This is a genomic window from Planctomycetota bacterium (genome assembly GCA_016872555.1).
Taxonomy (GTDB): Bacteria; Planctomycetota; Planctomycetia; order Pirellulales; family UBA1268; genus F1-20-MAGs016.
In genome coordinates this window covers 53,034-76,349 of record VGZO01000011.1, presented here as the reverse complement: position 1 = coordinate 76,349, position 23,316 = coordinate 53,034, and the positions used below count along the sequence as shown (strand labels likewise).

Below are 23,316 nucleotides of genomic sequence, written 5' to 3'. Positions count from 1 at the left end.
CGCCGCTGGTGCCCGCGGGACGGTCACCGCGGCGCCGGGGCGGGGGGATTGCCGAACAGGATCTCGAGCTGTTCGAGCCCCCGCCCGACCCCGTCGCGGAGGACCGCCTCGGCGGTGTTGTCGACGATCCGGGCGATGATCGCGTCGATCGCCGCGGCATCGAAGCGCGGCTGCTCGATCGTCCCCGACAGCGGCACCAGCAGCGGCGTGCGCACCAGTTTCGCCAGCACCGGCGTCGTGCCGACGAGGTCGCCGCGCAGCGCGATCTCGACCTCCATCGCCAGCGCGCCATCGCCGCCGACGCTGCCGGCGCTGCGCACCACCAACTGCCCGATGTCCATCACCAAACCCTCCTGCCACAGCCGGCCGCCGGCGAGGTGGAGGCGCACCGGCTCCGGCCGGACGCGGAGGAGCACCGCCTTGTCGCCGAACGCGAACCGTGGATCGACCACCGACTGGAGGCGCACGATCAGGTCGGCCAGTGGCTTGACGTGCGCCCCCGGCGTGACCTCGAGGTTCTCGAAGGTCACCTGACAGGCCCCCTCCCCCGACCACGGGTCGGCGACCGGCAGCCGCGCGCCGGCGCCGTCGATCGTCACCCAGCCGCTGGTCCGCGTCGCCCGGCCGAGCAGCGGCGAGACGAACGCGATCCAGCGCTGCGCCATCTCGGTCGAGACCGTGATCCGCTCCGCGATCCGTCCCGGGGGCACGACCAGCTCGAGGGGCCCGGGCTCGAGGCGCAGCCAGGGGGATCCGCGGAGCCGTCCGCCGGCGGCGGCCAGATCGAAGGGCCCGAACACCAGCTGCCCCTCGAGCAGCCGCAGCGGCATCTCCCCGGCCGCCAACGGCAGGCCGTCGAGATCGGCGGCGTTCCAGGCGGTGGCGGCGTCGAGGACGACGTTCCGCAGCGCCCCGGTGGCGGCCGGATCGGGCGTGATCTCGACGGGCAGGATGGCGTCGTCGGGGGCACCGGCCGGCTGCCCCGCCAGCCACCCGGCGGGAAACGGCACCGCACGCCGGGCCGTGCTCGGCGGCGCCGAGCGCAGCGGGGCGCGGAATTGGAAGGGCCGCGGTCCCCCGCCGCTGAGCCGCACCCGTCCCGCCGTCCATGGCACCGCCAGCGCCGACAGCCGGTCCCAGTCGACCGCCAGCGTGCCACCCAGCTCGACCACCCGGCGCCCGGCCGGTTCCCCGAGCGCGCCGGCGGCGGCGACGGCGAGCGTCGCCGAGGAGAGCGTCAGCCGGTCGATCGCCAGGGGCGCGGCGGGGTCGCCGCCACCGGGCCGCGTCACCTCCACGGCCAGCGCCGCATCGGGCTCCGACCACACCGTGCGCCCCGGACCGGCGGCGGCGATCTCGGTCAGCGCGAGATGGTTGCCGGCGATCTCGGCGCGGAGATTCTGCCCGGTCGGCGTGTCGACCAGATCGACCGACCCCCACACGCGCCCCGACAGCTCGTGGCCGGCACCGGCCGGCGCCGTCCCGAGCCAGTCGGCGAGCCGCGACAGGTCGGCCTGCCACTGGGCCCGGCCGCGGAGGCGCTCGAGCAGATCCCCGCGACCGGCCCAGGCGGGGCGCACGGCGAGCCCCCCGGTCCGCACCGACATCGTCGCGGTGAGGATCTCGGCCGCGGTGATCTCGGCCTCGCCACCGGTCTGCCAGCTCCCGGCGGCGCTGGCCAGCAACCGTGGCTCGGCGATCCGCCGTCCCGCCACCTCGACTTCCGGCTTGTCGACTTCGGCGCTGGAGCGGAGGACGCGCCAGCCATCGGCGCTGCCGACGAGCGTCGCCTGGGCCTGGACGTGACCGGCCACGCTCGTCACCGGAAGGACGGCCCCGGCACAGGCGCCGAAACGGCGCTGCCAGGCGGCCAGGTCGCCGCCGACGGCGACGTCGACCTGGATCCCGTCGGTGGCCATCGGCGCGGGCGTCACCACTCGGCCCACCGGCGTGCGGCCGCCCAGCCAGGCGGCGAGCCGTGACGGGTCGACCAGCGCGCCCCCGGTGAGCCGGGCTTCGAGGATGTCCCCCGGGGCGCTGCACGACAGCGTGCCACTGTCGACCACCAGGCCACCGACGACCGCCGAACCGGACCCCGACGCGGTGACCGAGAACTCGTCGTCGCGCCACTCGGGGCGCCCCGGGAGGCCGATCGCCATGCGCTCGACGCCGGCCGCCAGCCGCACCGCCGTCGCCCCGGGGACGGGACCACCGCCGGTGATGTCGACCCGGCCGCGGACCAGCCCCGCGGCCGAGAGTCCGCCGACGTCGACCAGCTCCCCGACGTCGGCCACGACCGCGGCCAGGTCAGCAGTCCATTCGACCGCCAGTTCGTCGCGGTCGCCGCGCGCCGCCAGTTCGATTCCCGGAGCGGCCAGCCGTGCCTCCTCGACCGTGAGCCGGCCGAACCGGCCGGGCTCGAGACGGCCGCGCAGCCAGCCTCCCAACGGGGCGTTCCAGCGCAGCGGCCGTTCCCCCTGGACCGCCGCGACATCGCGGGCCTCGAACTGGATCTCGAGGAGCCGATCGGCACCGGCGGCGTGGGCGGCAGCGGCGACCTGCAGTTTCCCACCGGTGATCCGCACGTCGGGGCGGACCTCGAGCCCACCGGGCACGGCGCGGGCGGCCGCCGCCAGATCGACGTCGATCGCCAGCGCGAAATCGTCGCGCACCAGCGTGTCGGCCCACTCCCAGACGCCGGCGGTCGGGAGGGCGAGCCGCCCGGAGGCCTCGGCCTTCAATGCCGGCGCCGTCGCGGTCAGCGTCCGCACGACCACCTGCCCATCGCCGAGGACGACATCGAGCGGGATGTCGCAGCGCTCGAAACCGGCGACCTCGCGCGGCGCCGGCCCGGCGAGGATCACCAGCGGAGCGGCGTTGATCGCGCCGCGCAGCGCCAGCCCGTCGGCCGCGCCCCCGGCGGTGGGGAGCTGGATCGCCAGGCGGATGTCGGCCGTGCCGCCGGCATGCCACGCCTGATCGAAGCGCGTCGCCACCACCCGCGACAGCCCGAGCGGCACGGCGTTGCCGCTGACGGCCAGCGCCCCGGCGGCCGCGCGGGGCGGCGCCGAGATCGACAGCCCCCCCGCGCGTGCGAGGATCGCGGTGGCGCCGGCGGCGACCGTCGTCCTGGCCAGACGGCCCTCCGGGCGCGGCGGTCGGTCCCCGGCCCCCGGCGCGGGGGCCCCGAACGCCGCCGCCAGATCGCGCGGCGGTTGGCCGGAGTGAACGACCACGCCCGCCACCGTCCACCCGTCGTCGGCCGTCGTGCCGCAGCCGACCGCGGCAAGGACCTCGGCGATCCGCCAGCTGTCGCCGTCGGTGCCGTCGACGAGGTGAACGACCCCGTCGACCACCTCGAGATCGCAGCGGAAGGGGGCCGCGGCCGACACCCTCGCCAGCCAGGGGGCGAGCATGTCTTCGATGCTGCTCCCCCCGCGCCGGACCTCGACGATCACCTCCGGGGCCGTGATCCGGACCGTGCCGAGATCGTGCGGCGTCGCCGCCAGGGCGAGCAGGCCGCGGTCGAGCCCGACGCGCCGCGCGGCGGCAGTCACCCGGCCGGTCGCATCGGTGAGGACGAGGTCGCGATACTCGATCCCGCCCGTCCACGTCCAGGCGGCGGCGCGGCTCGAGAGCCGGCCGTCGAGGCCGGCGCTGGCCCAGTGGAGCGGCCAATCGCGGGCGCTGGTCAGGACGACCACCTGGGGCGCGAACCAGACCGCGGCCGCGGTCAGCGCCGCACACGCCCACAGGCGCCACCGGCGCCGCGGCCTCCGGGCCACGCTGCTTCCCTGCTCGAGCGGCTCCATACGGTGCGGAGTATAGGAGTCGACCGCCGGTTTCCCGTAGGTCAGATGCCGGCCGCGCCGCGGTGCCTCCACGCGGCGGCGAGACGATCGAGATCGGCCGGCTCGTCGACATCGAGGAACGCCTCCGGGGCGGGAGGCACGTCTCCACCCGCGGCACCCACCACGTGCACGCGCGGCGGGACAAGCCCCTGGAGGATGCCGAGGTACCCGCGCAGGTCGCGCCGACCGGTGGCGAGGAAGGCGCGGAGGCTCGGCAGCAGCGCGGGGCGCAAGGCCGAGGCCAGCACCTGGGGATGCCCGTCGGCCCACGGCACGATCCACCACGGGCCCTCTCCGCCGGCATCGGCCGCGGCGAGCCGGGTGAGCAACCACCGTGGCAGGTCGGCGGTGAGCAGCGGCATGTCGACGGCGGCGACGACCACGGCCTCGGCCCGCCCGGCGGCCACGATCCACTCCAGCCCGTCGGCCAGCGCCGCCAGCGGGCCGGCGCCGGGAGCGCCGTCGTGGACCACCGTCACCGGACCGGCATCGGTCGGCAGGACGGTGTCCGCGGTGGCCACCACCACGACCTCGTCGACCACCGGCCACAGCGCGGCGGCGACGTGGGCGAGGAAGCTGCGCCCTGCCGTCGACATGCCGGCCTTACCCTGCGGCGCGCCCCCGGCGAGCCGCCGGCCACGGCCCCCGGCGAGGATCAAGCCGGCGCGGCGCGACGGTGGCTGGTGGCTCACGGCTATACTCGGCGCGCGTGGTGCGTCATGGCGTGCGTGGCGTCACGAGTCCCCGGGGACATCCTCCCATGAGCGGTTGCTTCCTGTCGCCTGGCCGTGTTGCCGTCGAGCCCACCTGGCACCGGCCGGCCACGGTGCCCGCCGCGTGGCGAAGTTGCTGGCTGGTGCTTCCGGCCGTGGTCGCGCTGGCCAGTCTGGGCATCGCCGCCGAGCCGGAGCTCCCGCCGATCTTCAACGGCCGCGACCTGTCGGGCTGGAAGGCCCCTGCCGAACCCTACTGGAAGGTCGTCGACGGCGTGCTCGTCGGTGCCAACGACGAGGCCAAGAAGGGCTCGATGCTCTACACGGAGAAGTCCTACGGCGACGTGATCCTCGAAGGCGAGGTCCGTTGGACCGGGGAGATCGACAGCGGCTTCATGCTCCGCAAGCCCGAGGTCCAGGTGCAGATCGGCGTCTCGCGCAGCCTGAAGCGCGACATGACCTGCTCGTTCTACGTCGGCAAGTACCCGGAGGAGGCTCAGGCCAAGCGGGCCGGCGAGCTGCTCCGCCCCGGCGACTGGAACCGGATCCGCGTCGAGGCCAGGGGGGACACCTTCACGGTGTTCCTCAACGGCCAGCAGGTGTCGCGCTACACCGACGCGAAGTACAAGGATCCCGGTCCGATCGGACTGCAGATCCACGCCGGGTTGGTGATGCAGGTCGAGTTCCGCGATCTCCGGGCACGGGAGCTGTAGGCCACGGGCCGGCGGCCGGCAGCGCTCAGCCGGCGAGGAACCGTTCGATCCGGTCGAGGCCGGCGACGAGCTTCTCGTCGGCGGCTGCGAAGCTCATCCGCACGTGCCCTTCGGCGCCAAACGCGCTGCCGGCGACGAGGGCGACCTGTTCGCGCTCGAGCAGCTGCTCGCACCAGGCGGCGCTGGTCGTGATCCCGCGCCCGGCGGCGAGGTGCGGGGCGATGTCGAAAAACGCGTAGAACGCTCCGCCGATGTCGGGGAGCCGCACCCCCGGCATCCGCGCCAGCCGTCCGGCCACCAGATCGCGGCGCCGCTGGAAGGCGGCGAGCATCTCCCCGATGCAGTCCTGCGGGCCGGTCAGCGCCGCCACGGCCGCGTGCTGGGAGATGCTCGAGGGGTTGCTCGTCTGCTGGCTCTGGAGGTTGCCGATCGCGCGCGACAGTGGTTCGGGGGCGATCGTCCAGCCGATCCGCCAGCCGGTCATCGAGTAGGTCTTGCTCACCCCGCCGACGACCACCGTCCGCTCCGCCAGCCCGGGGCGGAGCGTCGGAAACGAGACGTTCTCCCGCCCGTCGAAGACGAGCTGGTCGTAGATCTCGTCGGCGACGACCGCCAGATCGGCGGCCACCGCGACGTCGGCCAGTGCCCGCAGCTCGGCGGGGGTGTAGACGACCCCCGTGGGATTGCTCGGCGAGCAGAGGAGGAGCATCCGCGTCGCCGGCGTGAGGGCCGCCGCGAGGGCCTCGGGGGCGAGCTTGAAATCGTCCTCGAGCCGCGTGGGGAGGATCACGGGCACGCCGCCGGCGAGCTTCACCAACTCCGCGTAGCTGACCCAAAAGGGCGCCGGGATGATGACCTCGTCGCCGTCGTCGAGCAGCGCCGTGAAGACGTTGTGGAGGGCGTGCTTGGCCCCGTTGCTGACCACGACCTGCGCCGGCGACACCTCGAGCCCTGCCCGGCGCCGGAAATCGGCCGCCACCGCGGCGCGGAGCGCCGGAATCCCCGCGGCCGGCGTGTATTTCGTCTTCCCGGAGCGGATCGCCTCCTCGGCGGCACGGCAGACGTGTGCCGGCGTGGCGAAGTCGGGCTCGCCGACCGACAGGTCGATGACGTCCTTGCCGGCGGCGGCGAGTGCCGCGGCCCGCGCCGCCATCGCCAACGTCGCCGAGGGCTCGAGCGCCGCCATCCGCCGTGCGGTGTGGAGGGGATTGGATCGCGCCGTCGTCGCGTTCATGATGCCCGTGGAGTGGAGCCGTGCCCGTGGGCCGGTCGCCATGCAGCCTTGACGCCCGCGGAAAACGGTCAAATGATACCTCCGTCTCGCGGCGTTCGCAGCCGCTTCCGCGCCTCCTGACATCGAGCAGATCGTTCCATGCCGCGCCATCGGACCGGGCTGTGGCTGGTGGGAGCGAAGGGGGGCGTGGCGACGACGGTGATCACGGGGCTGGCCGCCCTGTCCCGCGGCAAGGCCGAACCGATCGGTCTGGTGACGGCGCTGGAACCGTTTTCCGCGCTCGGCCTCGTCGACTTCGCCGATCTGGTGATCGGTGGCCACGACATCCGCTCCGGGCGGCTCGGCGACGAGGCCCGGCGGATGTGGACCGAGAGCCGCGCGATCACCCCCGACGTCCTCGACGCCGCCGCCGACTCGTTCGCGGCCATCGAGGCACGGATCCGACCGGGCACGGTCGTCGCCGCCGGCGACACGATCCGCGGCCTCGCCGACGAGCCGGGCGTGGTGCGGGTGGAGACACCGCGCGCGGCGATCGACCGGCTCCGCGCCGACATCGAGGCCTTCGCCACGTCCGAGGGGCTCGGGCACGTGGTCGTCGTCAACGTCGCCTCGACCGAACCGGCTCCGTCACGGCCGCTCCCCGACGACGACGCGGCCCTCGAGCGATCGCTCGACGACGCGGCCGGCTGCCCCCTGCCGCCGAGCAGTCTGTACGCCCTGGCGGCGTTCGCGGCCGGGGCGTCGTACGTCAATTTCACGCCGTCCACGGGGGCCACGCCCCCCGTCCTCCAGGCGCGGGCGGCCCGGCATGGGGTGGCGACGGCCGGCTGCGACGGCAAGACCGGCGAGACGCTCCTCAAGAGCGTCCTCGCACCGATGTTCGCCGCCCGTCACCTCGAGGTGATGAGCTGGGTCGGCCACAACATCTTCGGCAACATGGACGGCAAGGTCCTCGACGACCCGCGCAACAAGGCGACGAAGATCCGCAGCAAGGACCATCTCCTCGCCGCGATCCTCGGCTACGCCCCCCAGACCCATGTCTCGATCGAGTACATCAGGAGCCTCGGCGATTGGAAAACGGCCTGGGACCATGTCCACTTCCGCGGCTTTCTCGGCACTCCGATGACGCTCCAGTTCACCTGGCAGGGCTGTGACTCGATCCTCGCCGCGCCGCTGGTGATCGATCTGGTCCGGCTCGTCGACCGCGCGCACCGCGCCGGCGAACGGGGCGTGCTCCCCTGGTTGGCCTGCTTCTTCAAGAGCCCGCTCGGGGTCGAGGAGCAGTCGTTCGCGGCCCAGTTCGCGCTGCTCGACGGCTGGGCGCGCGACCTCGCCGCGCGTCATCGCGGCACCTGCTGACCACCCGTCATCCAGAGCGATCGCGCGGCGCGGTGACGGCGCTCGACCACCTGCCACGGTGCGGCGCGGCGCGCCGGTCGACGATTTTTTTCGCCGACTTCTCTTGACAGATTTCCGCGGCATCAATCACAACTCGTGCACGTGACCCGTCGCGGTCACGAGTCGATCACGGATGGAGACGTCGACCGATCCCTTCGAGAGAGTGCCCGAGGGATCGGTCGTGGTTGTGCGCGGGCGCTCGTGGCAAGGAGCCATACCCATGGCCAAGAAGAAGAAGGCGGCCAAGAAGAAGGTCGCCAAGAAGAAGAAGGGCCACAAGTAGTCCTTCTCCCGGCGGCTGCCGGGAAGCAGGAGGGGTGACGGGATTTCCCTCACCGCTGCGGCTTCCCTGACACCACTGCCGGGACCTGCGAACGACCAGACGAGAAAGGCCGGCCCGGGCCCTTGGGCGCCCGGGCCGGCCTGATTTTTTTCCCGCCGGCGGCATCACGGCAGCGTGGGTGGGGGACCGCAAGCAACGCGGCCGGCCCCCGGACGCGACCTGGGGAACCTGCGGCGTTTCCCGCGGTCGCCCCCGTGGACGACGGGCATCGATGGCTTCGTCCACGGACAGACTAGGATCGACGGGATGGCCGCCGACCCCTCCACAGCGCCCCTCCCGGGTGGCGAGTTTCTCCTCGCCACGTGTCACGGCGGCGCCGAAGAGGTGCTCCGCGACCGGCTCCTCGCCCTCCTCCCCGGCGCACGCCCCGGCGCCTGGCGCCGCGGTGTGGTCACGATCCGGCTGCCCCCGGCGACGCGCGTACCCGACGACCCTTCGGCGGGGCGGCTGGCAGCCTGCGCCTTCGCCCGAGCGCTCGTCCATTGCCATGGTCAGGTCACCGGAGCCGACACCGCGACCCTGGCCGCCGCGGTCGCCGCGTTGCCGGTGGCCGCCTCCGCCAGTCACCTCCATGTCTGGCAGCGCGACCCGCGGCCGTCGCGGGAGACGGCGGACCCTCCCGACGCGGCAGTGGCACGGGCCGAGGCGGCGCTGGTGGCGGCGATCCCGGGGCTGACACCCGGCACTGCCCCCGAGGGCGCGCCGGTGGTCGACGTCGTGATCGACGACGAGCGCCGCTGGTGGGTCGGCTGGCACCGTGCCGGCAGCGTGCCCGGCCGGCATCCCGGAGGCGTGATCCCGGTGACGGCGCCCGCCGACATGGTGTCGCGCGCCTGGCTCAAGCTCGACGAGGCGCTGACGGCGTTCGCCGTCGACCTGGAGCCGGGCCAGCGCGCGGTGGAGCTGGGAGCGGCACCGGGCGGGGCGAGCCAGCGGCTCCTCGCCGCCGGGCTCGGCGTGGTGGGCATCGATCCGGCGCTCGTCGACCCGCGCGTGGCAGGGCATCCCGGCTTCACCCACTGGCGGAAGCGCGCCCGAGACGTCCGCCTCCGCGAGCTCGTCGGCTTCGACTGGATCGTGACCGACATGAACATCGACCCGACGAGCACGCTGGAAGCGCTCGGCCGGATCGCCACCGCCCGTGGTGTCCGCGCCCGGGGGATCATCGCCACGCTCAAGCTGCCGGAATGGGGCCGCGCCGCCGGCCTCGACGGGTGGTTGGCGACGATCCGCGGCTGGGGCTACGCGCCGCGCGTCCGCCAGCTGGCCAGTGGCGGCCGCGAGGTGTGCGTCGTCGCCCTCAGGAGGCCCCGTCGCCGCGCCACACGGCCTGCGGGGGAGTGAGGCTGGCGCTCGCGAGGTGGAGCCGTCCGGCTGCGGTGTCGAGGACCAGCGCCCCGTCGGCATCGATCCCCAGGCACCGTCCGGAGAGGGCCCGGGGCCCCTGGTAGACGGTGAGGTCGCTCCCCGCCAGCCCGCAGCGCGGCCTGTACAGCTCGACCAGGCGACCCGGCCGCGCCGCACATTCCCGCACCACTCCGATCAGCCGCGGGAGCAAGGCGACCAGCAGTGCCTGCCGCGGCAGGATCGCGCCGGTGAGGTCGGGCCAGGTGGCGACGCGGTCGCGGAGGGCCGGCGGGGCGGCAGCGGCGCTGCCGGTGGTGTTGACGCCGATGCCGAACACGGCGCGGCGCTCGCCGACACGTTCGACGAGGATCCCGGCGAGCTTCCGCCCGTCGACGAACAGGTCGTTGGGCCAGCGGACGCGTGGCACGACACGGGGCGCGAGGTCTTCGAGCGCGGCGGCCAGCGCCACCGCCGCCGCCAGGCTCCACCACGCCGCCGGTTCCGCGCCGCCGAGGTCACGGGCATCGACGACGATGCTGGTCGTCAGGCTGCCGGGCGCCTGCCACCATGCCGCCCCCTGTCGCCCGCGCCCCGCCGTCTGCCGATCGGCGACCACGACCGCCGGGAGCAGGGCGGCCGGAAGAGCCGCCAGCTCCCGCGCCCGCTGCATCGTCGACGCCGTGACGCCGAGGTGCTCGACAGCGCCACCGCCGAGAAGGGCGCGGAGGGCCGGGGAGTCGATCGGATCGACGGCGGCGGACGTCATGCTCTTTTCCACCCACGGCGATCGGTCGATCGCACGGCGTGCGACGACCGGCACGGCCACGTCCGGTGAACCGCAGGCGATTGTCGGCGGACCGGCAGGGCACCGTCCACCGGCACGCCGCGGTGGCCAGCGAGCCGGGGCAGGATGGGCAGGCCCCCTCGACCGCCCCCGGTCGTCCCGGCCTTGACCGGCGCGCCGACCGCGCGGTACCCCCGCCAGGATTGACTCCCTTTCCGCGCCGCTGCCACGAGCCGGCGCGGCGCGTCGACACGCCACCGGCGGAGCCCACCGTGCGGAGAAGAGGTCCGTTTCCGTTCCTCGTCCTGGCCGCCCTCGCAGGCGCCGCCGACGGGGTCGCGCAGACGGTCCCGTTGCCGGCGCCGGCCCCGTCGTCGCTCGACCGGATCGCGCAGAACCCCACGTTCGGCGCGCCGCTCGCTCCACCCCCATCCAGTTGGGATCCCTACGCGCCGCAGGCCGGGCAGTGGATGCCAGCCGCCCCCGCCACGGGGATGTCGGCGCCGTCGGCCCTCGGCGGACAGCCGGGCTATCCCGGTTGGCAGCCCGGCGCGCCGTCGCTCGTACCGACACAGGGCACGGGCAACACCCCGGCGTCGCTCTTTCCCCAGGGCATGTCGACGCAGAACCCCACGATGCAGCAGACGATGCGCCTCTACCAAGGGGTGCGCGGCAGCTGGGCCTACATCTTCGGCGACGGCAACGGGACGAGCGTCGGCATCAACGAATTCGACACCACCGCGACGTTCGCCCTGCCGTTCTTCTACCACTCGCAGGCCAACCTCAATCACGCCCCGCTGCTGGTGACCCCGGGCTTCGGGCTACAGTTGTGGAACGGCCCGGAGACGACCCCGACGATGCTCGCCGACCTGCCGCCGAGCACCTACGACGTGTTTCTCGACGCCGCCTGGAACCCGCAGTTCACGCCGCTGTTCGGCGCCGAACTGGGGATCCGCGTCGGGATCTTCACCAATTGGGACGTGCTGGTGTGGGAAAGCTGGCGCATCATGGGGCGGGCGATCGGCACCCTCCAGCTGACCCCGACGATGCAGGGCAAGGCGGGGATCGTGTACCTCGACCGCAATCAGGTGAAGCTCCTCCCCGCGGTCGGCCTCACCTGGGTGCCCGACGCCAACAGCCGCTACGACATCTTCTTCCCCGCCCCGAAGGCGGCGCGGAAATTCACCGAGATGGGGCGCCATTCGGTGTGGGGCTTCGTCGCCGGCGAGTACGGCGGCGGCGCCTGGACGTTCCGGCGCGACACCGGACAGATCTCGCCGTTCGATTACAACGACATCCGCGTCTCGGTGGGTGCCGAGTGGGTCCCCAAGGTGCCGCTCGGGTTGGCGGGCAGCTTCGAGGTCGGCTACGTCTTCTACCGGCAGTTGTTCTACGTCGACGGCCCGCCGCAGATCCAGGACCTGCCCGACTCACTCATGCTCCGGCTCGGCCTCGCCTACTGACGCACCGTAGGGGGCGCCGTGTCCCGCAGCGAACCGCTCCCGCGACCGCGACGGCCGTGCGTGCGCTTGGTGCTCGTGGCGGCGCTGGCGGCGTCATGCGGCACGGCCGGCGCCGAGGAACCGGCACTCCTCCCCGCTCCCCAGGGCGGCGCGCTCCTCCCGCTGCCGCCGGTCGACGAGGGATTCTTCTCGCGGATCCGTCTGGCGGCGCTGGGCGACCCCCAAGACCTCACCGAGCCGCTCCTCCCCGACGACCTGGCGCCACCCGGCCAACCGCCGCAGGAGTTCGAGCCGCCGGCCGGCCGCAAGCTCCCGCCGGGGGCCAAGCCGGGGGCCCTGCAGCAGGCGATCGTCACCGTCACCGAACTGCCGCGCCTCGGATCCGACGGCCTCGGGCTGACGACGATCGACACGAGCCTCACGATCGGGTTGCCCGCCCCGACCGTCGACTCCCCCCTGCTGCTCACGCCTGGGTTCGGGGCGACGTTCGTCGACGAGGTGGCGGGGCCGGCCGACCCCGGCCTGCCGGCCGGCCTGTACGACGCCTGGCTGCAGGCGCGCTGGCTCCGCAAGGCCGGCGCGCGGCTGGGCGTCGATCTGGCGGTCGCACCGGGGTGGTACAGCGACTTCCACAACGACTCCGCCCAGGCGCTGCGGATCACCGGACATGGTTTCGGCGCTTGGGAGGCGACCGACGAGCTGCGGGTCGTGGCCGGCGTCATCTACCTCGACCGCTACGACGTCAATCTGCTGCCCGCCGGCGGCCTGCTCTGGACCCCGGCGGACGACCGGCGCTACGAGCTCATCTTTCCCCGTCCGCGCTTGGCATGGCGGATTGCCGAGCGGCCCCGGGCGAGCCACTGGCTGTACCTCGCCGGCGAGTTCGGCGGCAACCAGTGGGCGGTGCGGCGCGACGACGGCGCCGACGACGTCGTCGTGTACCACGACTACCGGCTGCTGGCCGGTTGGGAACGCCGCCCCGCCGATCTCGGCGCGAGCGTCCGCGTCGAGACCGGCTGGGTCACCGGCCGGCTGGTCGAGTACTACGTCACCGACACCGCCGACTACCGTCCCGACGACACCTTCCTGGTACGCGTCGGCCTCTGGTACTGAGCCGCTCACGGGGTCGCCGGCGCGAGCAGCGGCCGGCCGACCTCGGCGCCGTCGAGCAAGAGCAGGGCGCCCTCGGCCAGCAGCGGCCGGAAGGCGAGCGGCCGGCGGGCGACGAGATCGGCCTCGAGCGGCAGGCTGCCGCGCACCGCCAGACGGTCGGCGGATCGCTCGGCGGTCACCCCCCGCGCCGCGAACTCCCTCCGCAAGGCGGCGAAGCCGGCAGCACCGAGCCCCTCGCACAGTTCGAGGTCGAGGATCACCAGCAGCGCCGCCAGCCCGCCACCCCCCGCCGGCTCCGCCGAGAGGCGCCGCGCGCCATGGCGTGCGCCGTCGTCGACCAGCCGCCACCGTGCCGGAGAGCGTTCCGTCGCGGTGGGCACGACCGAGCGCAGTGCGAGCACGGTTCCCTCACGCTCGACGAACGCGACCGCGTCGGCCGGCAGCACGGCCCCGCTGGCACACGGCCCGGCCTCGTCCCAGACCGTGGCGTCGGCCGGCACGAGCAGGTGGGCGGCGACCGACCGCTCCGTTCCCTCGAGGCGGTGCACCGGATCGGCGGGATCGAGGTGCCAGGCGGCCGTCACGCGCGGGCCGTCCTGGGAGCTGACGAGAAATGGCCGCAGATGGCGCGCCTTGCGGTGGCCGTCGGCGCCGACGTCGCGGCGCCGGCCGTAGGGATCGCCGTGGCCGTCGTAGACCAGCGTCACGTTGACCGTCGTCGCGCCGCCGCCGAGGTTGACGACCAGCGCCTTGTCCTCGGCGCCGCGGGTCTCGCCGGCGATGCCGATACTGCCCAGTCGGCCGACGTGGTCGGTGGACCGCTGCCAGGGGTGCGTGCCGTGGCGTTCGACGACGAACCGGGGCACGCGGCTGCACCGTGACCGATCGACGACAGGGGGCGGCGGCCGTTGGCAGGCCGTGCGGAACACCGTCAGCCCGGCATGGCGGCTCCCGGGCAGCCACTCGGTGGCGTCGCCCGCCTCCGGAAACGGGATCCACCCGGCGGCGGCGGCATGCTCGTCGAGTAGCCCACGGCCGAACAACCAGTCGGTGTCGCGCGCGTGGGGCCCGGAGAGGCGGCCGCTCGGCGCGTACCAATGAGCGGCGATCGACGTCCAGAGGTACGCCAGGACCTGCCGTGCCTCCCCGCGCACCACGTCTGCTTGGGCGCGGGTCGCGATCAGGCCGAGGGCGTCGAGGTCGACACCATAGTAGGTCGGGCAGAGCGCTTCGGTGATGCCGCGGGCGCGGGTGAAGTCGAGCCAGGAGTGCCAGGCTTCCTCACCTTCGCGCCGGGCCTCCGCGTCGCCGAGGAGGCCGAGGGCGAGGAGGTTCCAGATCCTGGTCAGGGCGATGTTGGTCTGGCCGAGGGGCACGCGGTGTCGGCGGAGCGCGGGGAGGGCGTCGGCGAGGAGCTCGTCGAGTCGCCGCAGCGACTCCGGCGTGAGTCGCGCACGGTGGTCGAGCGCGATCAGCGAGAGCAGCTGCACCGCGAACTCGACCGCGTTTTCGTCGATCACCCGCTCGTCGCCGAGTCGCCAGCGGAAGTTCCCTACCCACTGACTGGCGGGGTCCCGATCCTGCATCGACCGCGCGCAGAACAGCGCGTCGTCGACGATCGCCGCATCGTGGCCCGCCCCGGCCGCCTCGAGTGCCAGGCGGAGGATGCCACGGATTCCGAGAGCGTCGGCGCGGCCGCGCAGGATCGTGGCCTGCTCGTCGAGCCCCGCCGCGACGGCGGCCGGGGGAGCGGCCGGAGCGGAGGGGACCACGCCTGCTCCGGCCAGACCGAGGACGATCGCGATCAGCCGGCTACAGGCCCGAAACCATGAGCCCGCCAGACGGGCCACGTCACCCACAGTTCCCGCAGCGCCCCTTGAGGAGCACGTCGGTGACGGTGTGGATCGCCGGCTTCTCCGGTGGCTCGGTGATCCGCTCCGCGGCCGCGCGCGGCCGCCCCGGCCGTGCGGGCGCGGGCTTCGGTTCGGCCGGCCGAACCGGCGGCTTGGGGGTGATCGCGACGTCGACGTCGTCGAGGCACGACACCTCCCCGCAGGAGGTGCAGACGAAATGCGGGTGGCTGATCGACCGGGTGCCGTCGCGGCCGACCTTGCGAATCTCGAACCGCCACACATGATCCCCCAACTCGATCCGTGACACGAGACCCGCCTCGGTCAGCTCGGTGAGGTTGCGGTAGATCGTCGCCCGGTCGAAGCCTGTGTCCACCAGGGCTTGTGAGACCTCGGCGTGCGTTTCGGGACCGGTGGCGGCGATCAGGTGCTGGAGCACCGCCAGCCGGGCCGCCGTGCAGCGCAGGCCGAGGGCTCGGATCGTCTTCTTGAGCGCGTCGACGGAGATGGCGGGGTCGGATGGCATACCTCCGGATGGTACCACGGCCGCCGCACCGACCGACACCGAACACGCGGCCCCCGGTCGTCCGCGTGCCCCGTTCGAAACCACCACGCCGGGGCCGGATCCCCCGATCGGCCGGGGCGACGCGCGCGGAGCCGACCGCGGCCCCTCACGGACCGCGTGCCGGCCAGCGGCGGTGCCGGTGCCCGTCACGCCGTCCGGGGACCGCCGGCAGCCCGTTGCGCGAGCACCGCGAGGATCCCCCGGCAGAACGCCGGCAGGTCACCCGGCCGGCGACTGGTGACATGATTGCCGTCGATCACGACCGGCTCGTCGCTCCACCGTGCTCCGGCGTTGACCAGATCGTCACGGATGCCGGGGCTGCCGGTCACCCGCACGCCGCGGTACACACCGGCCGAGATCGGGATCCAACCCCCGTGGCAGATCGCCGCCACGAGTTTGCCCTCGGCAGCGAAGCTGCGGACGAGGTCGAGAACCTTGCCGTCACGGCGCAGGGCGTCGGGCATCCAGCCGCCGGGGATCACGACGCCGTGGAAATCGGCGCTCTCCATCTCGGCGAGGGCCGCATCGGCGCGGCAGGGATAGCCATGCTTCCCGGAGTACACCTGCCCACCTACCGGACCGGCGACGGTGACGTGCGCTCCGGCCTCCTCGAGCCGCAGCTTCGGATACCACAGCTCGAGATCCTCGTAGTCCTGGCCGACGATCACCAGGATCCGCAGGCCGGAGCCGATACCAACCCCGATCGTGTCGTTCACCGGCCACCTCGTCGTGTTGCGGATCGTTCATGCACGCGTGCTCGGCCGGTGGGAAACCCGCGGCCCCTCGCCGGGCATTGTTCGCGGCGTTCGCTCGGCTGGCGAGCGAACGCTTGGCAGTGGCGTCCGCCGCCAGACCGGCATGCCGCTCGCCGTCGCGATCCCCCACCGAAAGCTGGTCGGTCACGGCGGTGCAACCAGGGCTGGAGAACACCCACAAAAACCAAGGAACCAGCGGACTTACGACCGTCGGGACAAGGTTGGCCGAATGCGGCTTGACTCCCCCCGACCAGTGGCTACATTCACGCCCCGGCTCCGTGAGGACCATATGAAGTGGTCCGCGAGCTCTCGTCTACCAGATCTTGCGATAGCATGCAGATGGATCTGCTTTTTCGCTGTCTTTGCGCCCCTGACATGCCGTGGTGGCCGGGGGGAGTCCCGGGCAGCGCGAACTTGGCTCCCGACTGCCGACCGGATCGCTCGGGAACCGGTCGGGGGGGAGCCTGTCGGAACCACCTGAGCCGGGGGGATGGAGCCCAGCCATCTCCGGCCCGAGCCACCGGCCGGCACCGGAGATTCCCGCCCCGACGACCCGGGAGCCGGCGGCACGGGAACTATACTGTAGTATACTTGTTGGTGTGGACACGTTTGCCTGACCGGAGGACCGCCGATGACCTCTTTCGAATCCACCGCCGGAGCCGCCACCGCCCCGGGCCGCACGGGCTCCCAGACCGGCCCGTCGGGCCGGCCGGCGCGTCGCCCGCTCGCGGTGCCGGCGACGTTCTGCCCCACTGACGTCGGCTCGCCGTTCGACACCACCGAGTGGGATCTCCGGACTGCCGCGATCAAGGGGGAGGACGGCAAGGTCCTCTTCGAGCAGACCGGCTGCGAGGTCCCGGCCGCGTGGAGCCAGCTGGCGACCAACGTCGTCGTCAGCAAGTACTTCTACGGGGAGATCCACACCCCGCAGCGCGAGAAGTCGGTCAAGCAACTCGTCCACCGTGTCGCCCGCACGATCGCCGACTGGGGAATCGCCGACGGCTATTTCCAGTCGCGCCAGGACGGCGAGAACTTCTACCGTGATCTCGCCTGGCTGTGCGTCCACCAGCACGGCGCCTTCAACTCCCCGGTCTGGTTCAACGTCGGCCTGTTCCACCAATACGGCGTCAGCGGAGCCCCCTGCAATTGGCGGTGGGACGAGGCGACGCGCGACGTCGTCCAGCCGCAAAACCCGTACGAGTATCCGCAGGGGAGCGCCTGCTTCATCCAGAGCGTCCAGGACAACATGGAAGACATCATGGAGCTCGCGCGGAGCGAGGCGATGCTCTTCAAGTTCGGCTCCGGCACCGGCACCGACCTGTCGACGCTCCGCAGCCAGCGCGAGAAGCTCGCCGGCGGCGGCAAGCCCTCGGGTCCGCTGTCGTTCATGCGCGTCTACGACCAGGTGGCCGCGGTGGTGAAGAGCGGCGGCAAGACGCGCCGGGCAGCGAAGATGCAGTCGCTGAAGATCAACCATCCCGACATCATGGAGTTCATCGAGTGCAAGGCGAAGGAGGAGAAGAAGGCGCGGATCCTCATCGAGAAGGGGGGCTACGACGCCAACTTCAACGGTGAGGCCTACAGCTCGATCCTGTTCCAGAACGCCAACCTGTCCGTCCGCGTCACCGACGACTTCATGGAGGCGGTCGACCGCGACGACACCTGGACGACGCGCTGGGTGACCGACCCGTCGAAGGCCGGGCCACACCACAAGGCGCGCGCCCTGCTGGGCCGGATGGCCGAGTGCGCCTGGAAGTGCGGCGATCCGGGCGTCCAGTACGACACCACGATCAATCGCTGGCACACCTGCCCCAACTCGGGGCGGATCAACGCCAGCAACCCGTGCAGCGAGTACATGTTCCTCGACGACACCGCCTGCAACCTGGCGAGCATCAACCTGATGAAGTTCCGCCGGGCCGACGGCTCGTTCGACGTCGAGCGCTTCGCCGCCGCCTGCCGGATCTTCTTCGTCGCCCAGGAGATCCTCGTCGACCATGCCAGCTATCCGACCAAGCGGATCGCGCGCAACAGCCATCTGTTCCGCCCGCTCGGACTCGGCTACTCCAACCTCGGCAGCCTGCTGATGGCCAACGGCCTGGCCTACGACAGCGCCGCCGGCCGCGGGCTGTGCGGGGCGTTGACCGCGATCCTCCACGGCGCCGCCAACCGCACCAGCGCCGAGCTGGCGGCGGCCGTCGGCCCGTTCGAGGGGTTCGCGGCCAACCGCGAACCGATGAACAACGTGATGCGGATGCACCGCACGGCGGTCGACGCGATCGATCCGGCCTGCCCCGCCGAGCTGCGCGACGCCGCTCGGCGGATCTGGGACGACGTCGTCGCCCACGGCCAGGAGCACGGCTACCGCAACGCCCAGGCGACGGTCCTGGCGCCGACCGGCACGATCAGCTTCCTGATGGACTGCGACACCACCGGGATCGAGCCCGACATCGCCCTGGTGAAATACAAGCAGCTCGCCGGCGGCGGGATGCTGAAGATCGTCAACCAGACCGTGCCGCTGGCGCTGCGGACGCTGGGCTACGATGAGCGCGCGATCGAGGCGATCCTCGCCTTCGTCGACAAGCAGGACACGATCGAGGGGGCGCCGGGGCTCGAGGAGCGGCACCTGGCCGTCTTCGACTGCGCCTTCAAGCCGCGGCTCGGCGTGCGGAGCATCGCTTGGCAGGCCCACGTGAAGATGATGGCGGCCGCCCAGCCGTTCATCTCGGGGGCGATCTCGAAGACGGTCAACATGCCGCGCGAGACCACCCCGGCCGACATTGCCGGGGCCTACATGGAGGGCTGGCGGCTGGGGCTGAAGGCGCTGGCGATCTACCGCGACGGCTCCAAGGAGAGCCAGCCGCTGTCGACGAGCACCGAGGGGGACAAGGCAGCCGACAAGGCGGCGGCGAAAGCCACTCCGCGCCGCGAGCGGCTCCCCGACACCCGGCGCAGCATCACCCACAAGTTCAACGTCGGCGGCCACGAGGGCTACATCACCGTCGGCCTGTACGACGACGGCCGCCCCGGCGAACTGTTCATCACGATGGCCAAGGAGGGGAGCACGATCGGCGGCCTGATGGACGCCTTCGGCACCTCGGTGTCGATGAGCCTGCAGTACGGCGTGCCGCTGGAGGTGTACGTCCGCAAGTTCTCCCACACCCGCTTCGAGCCCTGGGGCTACACGAAGAACCCCGACATCCCGGTGGCCAAGAGCCTCGTGGACTATCTGTTCCGCTGGCTCGGCAACGAGTTCATCCCCGGGTACCGCGAGGCGAACCGGCCGGGGATCCACACGCCCGGAGCGGGCCACGGTTCGGGGGGTGGGGGTGAATCATCCGCCGGTACGGAGGACGCCGAGGCAGAGCGCACGCCCGCCGCCATGATGGCGCGCGGGCTGGCCGGTGGACAAGGAACGTCCCGTGCGGCCGTCAAGGTCGAAGCCGGGAAGGGGGAGGGACGGGACGCGGCGAAGGGGCCGATGCCCCGCGGCAGCGACGCCGCCAAAGCACAGGCGGCGAGCCCCAACGGCACGGCAGCGGTGCACGCGTCGGCGCGGACCGCCTCCAACGGCGCCGCTCAGGCAGCGGTCCTCGAGCGGGCCGGGGCAGCGTTGCGGATCGACCCCAACGCCAGCCCGGTCGACCGGCAGAGTCAGTTCGCCACGTTCCAGATCGACGCGCCGGTCTGCGACGGCTGCGGTGCGATCACCGTCCGGAACGGCAACTGCTACCTCTGCCATAATTGCGGCAACAGCATGGGCTGCTCCTGAGCCGCTCAGGAGCGGTGGGATCCCGTGCTGCGGGATCCCACCGCATGGTCGTCCTCGACGTTTCTTCACGGCGTGCAGCGCGGCGGCGTGCGGCAGTCCGCGCCGTGGTGCTGCTCGCCTGCGGCGTGGCATCGGGCCACCGGCCGGGGACGGTCGATCCCGTGCGCGCAGCCACGCCGGATGGCGCCGCGACGATCAACAGCGAGCGCGCCGGCGACCCGCTGCCGGCGGAAACAGCCCGGGCCGCGGTCGCGACGCGCGTCGCGATGGAGATCACGCTCCTGGCCAGTGAGCCGGTGATCGTCAACCCGATCGCCGCGACCGTCGATGCGGCCGGGCGGCTGCTGGTCGCCGAGAACCTGACCTACGCCGAACGGCCGCTGCGGACCGACACGCGCTGGCGGGACCGTGTCACGCTCGTCGAGGATGCCGACGGCGACGGCGTGGCGGAACACCACGCCGTGCTCGTCGACGGCCTCGTCGGCCTGACGGGCCTCACCGTGGGGCGCGGCGGCCTGTGGCTCCTCTGCCCGCCGCGGCTGCTGTTCATCCCCGCCGGCGACCGGCCTCCCGACGGTTGGCCAGCCGATCCATCCCCCACGGACGCCAGCGCCCGCGCCGACCGGGCCGAAACCGTCCTCGACGGGTTCACGGTGTCGGAGGGCAGCCACCACACGTTCGCCAACGGCTTGTCGTGGGGGCCCGATGGCTGGCTGTACGGCCGCTGCGGGGCGAGCTCACCCGGCGCGATCGGGCCGCCGGGCGTCGCTGCCGCGGCCCGTGTCCCCCTGCGTGGTGGAATGTGGCGCTACCATCCGGAGCGGAAGGTGTTCGAAGCGGTCTGCCACGGCACCACCAACCCCTGGGGCCACGACTGGGACGACCGTGGCGAGGGGTTTTTCGTCAACACCGTCAACGGCCACCTGTGGCGTCTCCTCCCCGGAGCGCACTACGCCCGATCGCACACCGTCGAGCCGCATCCGTTCGTGACCGACCCGCTCCCGCCGCACGCCGACCACGAGCACTTCGACGCCTCGCGCCACTGGACCGAATCGCGCGACGGCCGGGCCGATGCCCATGGCGGCGGCCACGCCCACGCCGGCTGCGTGGTGGTGCCCGACGAACCGGGCTGGCCCGACGACCTGCGCGGCCGGCTCCTGACGCTCAATCTCCATGGCCGCCGGATCAACGTCGACCGGCTCGACCACACGCCGCAGGGGATCGTCGGTCGCCACGAGGCGGATCTGGCACTGTTCGGCGATCCGTTTTTCCGCGGGATCGACATCGTCGAGCTCCCGCACCGGGCCCTCGCGATCCTCGACTGGAGCGACACCGGGGAATGCCACGAGGCGACCGGCGTCCACCGCACCAGCGGCCGGGTGTTTTGCCTCGCCGTCCCCGGCGCCGTCCGCGCTCCGCTCCGCGATCTGGCGACGCTGTCGACCGACGATCTCGTCGGCCTCCTCATGGCCGACCGCTGGCAGGCCCGGATGGCTCTCCGGCTCCTCGCCGACAGGCGCGCGGCGACACCCGACCGGCCGCTGCCGGCCACCGCGCGGGCGGCCCTGGAGCGCCTCCTCGACGACGGGGCGACGACGACGCTGCGGCTCCGCGGCCTGTGGGGCCTGTGGGCGACAGGCGCGCTTGCCACCGGGCGCCTCCTGCCGCTTCTCGACGATGCCGAGCCGGCGATCCGCGTGTGGGCGATCCGCCTCCTCAGCGATGCATGGCCGCTCGACTTCGCGACCGGTGAGCAGCCGCCGCGCACGGCCGCGCCGGCAGCGGTGGCGGTCGAACGACTGGTGCATCACGCCGCGGCCGAACGTGACCCCGAGGTCCGCCTCGCCCTCGCCACGGTGCTCCAGCGCCTTCCTCCCCGTGCCCGGGCGCCGCTGGCGGCGGCGCTGGTCGACCATGTCGAAGACTCGGCCGCCGGAGCCGCCCCGGCCACGGTAGACGACGCGCCTCCCGGGCGGGCGCTGGCTGTCGGTGGACAAAGCCCTCCGTGGCCTTTGTCCACTCAAGCGACCGCGGGAAACGCCGAGGGTTTCCCGGGGCGCCGTCGGCCGCATCCAGCGGCCGATCACTTTTTCCACGGGCCAGGGGCCGACCATCACGATCTCGGGGCGATGGTCTGGTTCGGATTGCTGCCCGCGATCCCCGCAGACCCGGGCGGCGCGGTCGCCGTCTGGAAGGCCGCCGCGGTGCCGTGGGCGGACCGGGCCCATTGGCCTGGGCTGCGCCGCGACATCGTCCGCCGGGCGACCGGCGGCGATGCTGCCGCGACACTCAGCGCGCTTCTCGCCGCCGCAGCCGACGAAGGACCAGCCGGGATCGACGATTGCCTTACCGGCCTGCGGGCCGGGTGGACGGGGAGGCGCCGCGCCCTCCCGCCGGCGGGGTGGGAGCGCTTCCACGCCGCTGCCGTCGCGGCAGCGGCGGACGCCGACGAGCCCCTGGCCGTGCCGATCGGCGAGAATGTCGCCGCCCTCGAGGCGCTGTTCGGCCTGCCCGGCGCCGATGGGCGGCTCGGCCGGCTTGTCCTCGACGACTCGTTGCCCGCCGCACGGCGCGCGGCGGCGCTCGCGGCACTCACCGACAGCCGCGGCGCGGGGCTTTCGGCCACCAGCGCGGCGGTGCTCACGGTCCCGGGGCTCGGGGCGGCGGCCCTCCGCGGTCTGGCCGTGGCCGGCGAACCAGCGGGGGCGGAGCGGATCGTGGCCGAGTATGCCCGGCTCGACCCCGTGACCCGCGCTGGCGCCCTGATGGCGCTGGTGTCACGGCGCGAGTGGGCCGCTGCGCTTGCCAGTGCCGTGGAGACGGGGCGGATCGCCGCCGCCGACGTCGGGCCCGACGTCGTCCGCCAGGTGCGCGCCCTCCGCGACGGGGCGCTCGCGCGGCGGCTCGAAGCGGCAGTCGCCGCGCGCCCTTCCGCGAGCGGCCGCGTCTCGATCGACACCCGCCGCGCCCGGCTCACGCCCGCGGTGCTGGCCGCCGCCGACTCCGCTGCGGGGCGGCGGCTGTGGGAACGGCTGTGCGCGACCTGCCACCGGCTCCACGGCGACGGGGAAGCGCTCGGCCCCGACCTCACCGGGGCGGGCCGCCACGATCTCGACTACCTGCTGGCCAACGTCGTCACCCCATCGGCGGTCGTCTCACCCGACTACCGCCTCCGTCAAGCCATCCTCGACGACGGGCGTGTCGTCGCCGGCCTCCTCGAACGGCGGACTGCCGACGCGGTCGTCCTCCGCACCGCGGCCGGGCGCGAGACGTTGCCGGCCGACGAGATCGAGGAGCTGCGCGACGCCGGCGTGTCGCTGATGCCCGAGGGGCTCCTCGACGGCCTCACCGACGACGAGGTCCGCGACCTGATCGCCTACCTGATGGCCGGGTGATCGGCGCCGCGGGCCATCGTGCC

General features: G+C 73.2%; 14 protein-coding genes. 7 read left to right on the top strand and 7 right to left on the bottom strand.

Translation table 11 applies throughout. The annotated features are described in order from the left end of the window. Positions 1-23: 23 nt before the first annotated feature. Both FJ309_05710 and FJ309_05705 read right to left on the bottom strand, forming a co-directional pair. Entirely contained in the window at positions 24-3,785 is a 3,762-nt protein-coding gene (locus FJ309_05710) for a hypothetical protein (protein MBM3954097.1), read from the bottom strand. Positions 3,786-3,853: 68 nt separating this feature from the next. Continuing rightward, positions 3,854-4,549, bottom strand: a complete 696-nt coding sequence (locus FJ309_05705; protein MBM3954096.1) for a hypothetical protein — start codon at positions 4,547-4,549, stop codon at positions 3,854-3,856. Positions 4,550-4,611: 62 nt separating this feature from the next. On the opposite strand from FJ309_05705, the gene FJ309_05700 reads away from it, so the two are divergent. Then, positions 4,612-5,277 carry a DUF1080 domain-containing protein gene (locus tag FJ309_05700; GenBank protein ID MBM3954095.1) on the top strand — a complete coding sequence of 222 codons (666 nt, stop codon included), beginning with the start codon at positions 4,612-4,614 and terminating at the stop codon, positions 5,275-5,277. 25 nt (positions 5,278-5,302) lie between these two features. Here FJ309_05700 and FJ309_05695 read toward each other — a convergent pair whose 3' ends face one another. Beyond that, complete coding sequence (locus FJ309_05695; protein ID MBM3954094.1) at positions 5,303-6,511, bottom strand: pyridoxal phosphate-dependent aminotransferase; 1,209 nt, start codon at positions 6,509-6,511, stop codon at positions 5,303-5,305. A 138-nt stretch (positions 6,512-6,649) separates the two neighbouring features. Between FJ309_05695 and FJ309_05690 the strand changes: the two genes are divergently transcribed. Together FJ309_05690 and FJ309_05685 are read left to right on the top strand one after the other, a co-directional pair. Continuing rightward, entirely contained in the window at positions 6,650-7,870 is a 1,221-nt protein-coding gene (locus FJ309_05690) for a myo-inositol-1-phosphate synthase (protein MBM3954093.1), read from the top strand. Positions 7,871-8,498: 628 nt separating this feature from the next. Further along, the gene (locus FJ309_05685) at positions 8,499-9,596 is read left to right on the top strand and encodes a hypothetical protein (protein MBM3954092.1); all 1,098 of its coding nucleotides are present in this window, start codon (positions 8,499-8,501) and stop codon (positions 9,594-9,596) included. Here the strand turns inward: FJ309_05685 and FJ309_05680 are convergent. Continuing rightward, positions 9,553-10,815, bottom strand: a complete 1,263-nt coding sequence (locus tag FJ309_05680) for a biotin--[acetyl-CoA-carboxylase] ligase (protein MBM3954091.1) — start codon at positions 10,813-10,815, stop codon at positions 9,553-9,555. The two genes, FJ309_05685 and FJ309_05680, sit on opposite strands and share 44 nt — an antisense overlap. Positions 10,816-10,853: 38 nt before the next feature. Here FJ309_05680 and FJ309_05675 point away from each other — a divergent pair, with 38 nt between their 5' ends. Together FJ309_05675 and FJ309_05670 are read left to right on the top strand one after the other, a co-directional pair. After that, a complete protein-coding gene (locus FJ309_05675) occupies positions 10,854-11,846 on the top strand; it encodes a hypothetical protein (protein ID MBM3954090.1) in 993 nt (330 codons plus the stop codon). A 60-nt stretch (positions 11,847-11,906) separates the two neighbouring features. Next, a complete protein-coding gene (locus FJ309_05670) occupies positions 11,907-12,959 on the top strand; it encodes a hypothetical protein (GenBank protein MBM3954089.1) in 1,053 nt (350 codons plus the stop codon). Positions 12,960-12,964: 5 nt separating this feature from the next. Here FJ309_05670 and FJ309_05665 read toward each other — a convergent pair whose 3' ends face one another. The 3 genes from FJ309_05665 to FJ309_05655 form a co-directional block, all read right to left on the bottom strand. Beyond that, a complete protein-coding gene (locus FJ309_05665) occupies positions 12,965-14,809 on the bottom strand; it encodes a hypothetical protein (protein ID MBM3954088.1) in 1,845 nt (614 codons plus the stop codon). Between the two features lies 1 nt (position 14,810). Continuing rightward, positions 14,811-15,335 carry a transcriptional repressor gene (locus FJ309_05660; protein MBM3954087.1) on the bottom strand — a complete coding sequence of 175 codons (525 nt, stop codon included), beginning with the start codon at positions 15,333-15,335 and terminating at the stop codon, positions 14,811-14,813. Positions 15,336-15,520: 185 nt separating this feature from the next. Next, the gene (locus FJ309_05655) at positions 15,521-16,048 is read right to left on the bottom strand and encodes a type 1 glutamine amidotransferase (GenBank protein MBM3954086.1); all 528 of its coding nucleotides are present in this window, start codon (positions 16,046-16,048) and stop codon (positions 15,521-15,523) included. Between the two features lie 712 nt (positions 16,049-16,760). On the opposite strand from FJ309_05655, the gene FJ309_05650 reads away from it, so the two are divergent. Together FJ309_05650 and FJ309_05645 are read left to right on the top strand one after the other, a co-directional pair. Further along, positions 16,761-19,898, top strand: a complete 3,138-nt coding sequence (locus FJ309_05650; protein ID MBM3954085.1) for a vitamin B12-dependent ribonucleotide reductase — start codon at positions 16,761-16,763, stop codon at positions 19,896-19,898. Between the two features lie 44 nt (positions 19,899-19,942). Continuing rightward, a complete protein-coding gene (locus tag FJ309_05645; GenBank protein MBM3954084.1) occupies positions 19,943-23,293 on the top strand; it encodes a c-type cytochrome in 3,351 nt (1,116 codons plus the stop codon). Positions 23,294-23,316 lie beyond the last annotated feature (23 nt).

Coding starts and splice junctions, on each gene's coding strand:
- FJ309_05700 (MBM3954095.1), top strand. CDS start 4,612: ATGAGCGGTTGCTTCCTGTCGCCTGGCCGTGTTGCCGTCGAGCCCACC.
- FJ309_05695 (MBM3954094.1), bottom strand. CDS start 6,511: ATGAACGCGACGACGGCGCGATCCAATCCCCTCCACACCGCACGGCGG.
- FJ309_05690 (MBM3954093.1), top strand. CDS start 6,650: ATGCCGCGCCATCGGACCGGGCTGTGGCTGGTGGGAGCGAAGGGGGGC.
- FJ309_05685 (MBM3954092.1), top strand. CDS start 8,499: ATGGCCGCCGACCCCTCCACAGCGCCCCTCCCGGGTGGCGAGTTTCTC.
- FJ309_05680 (MBM3954091.1), bottom strand. CDS start 10,815: ATGGGGGTGGAGCGAGCGGCGCGCCGAACGTGGGGTTCTGCGCGATCC.
- FJ309_05675 (MBM3954090.1), top strand. CDS start 10,854: ATGCCAGCCGCCCCCGCCACGGGGATGTCGGCGCCGTCGGCCCTCGGC.
- FJ309_05660 (MBM3954087.1), bottom strand. CDS start 15,335: ATGCCATCCGACCCCGCCATCTCCGTCGACGCGCTCAAGAAGACGATC.
- FJ309_05650 (MBM3954085.1), top strand. CDS start 16,761: ATGACCTCTTTCGAATCCACCGCCGGAGCCGCCACCGCCCCGGGCCGC.
- FJ309_05645 (MBM3954084.1), top strand. CDS start 19,943: ATGGTCGTCCTCGACGTTTCTTCACGGCGTGCAGCGCGGCGGCGTGCG.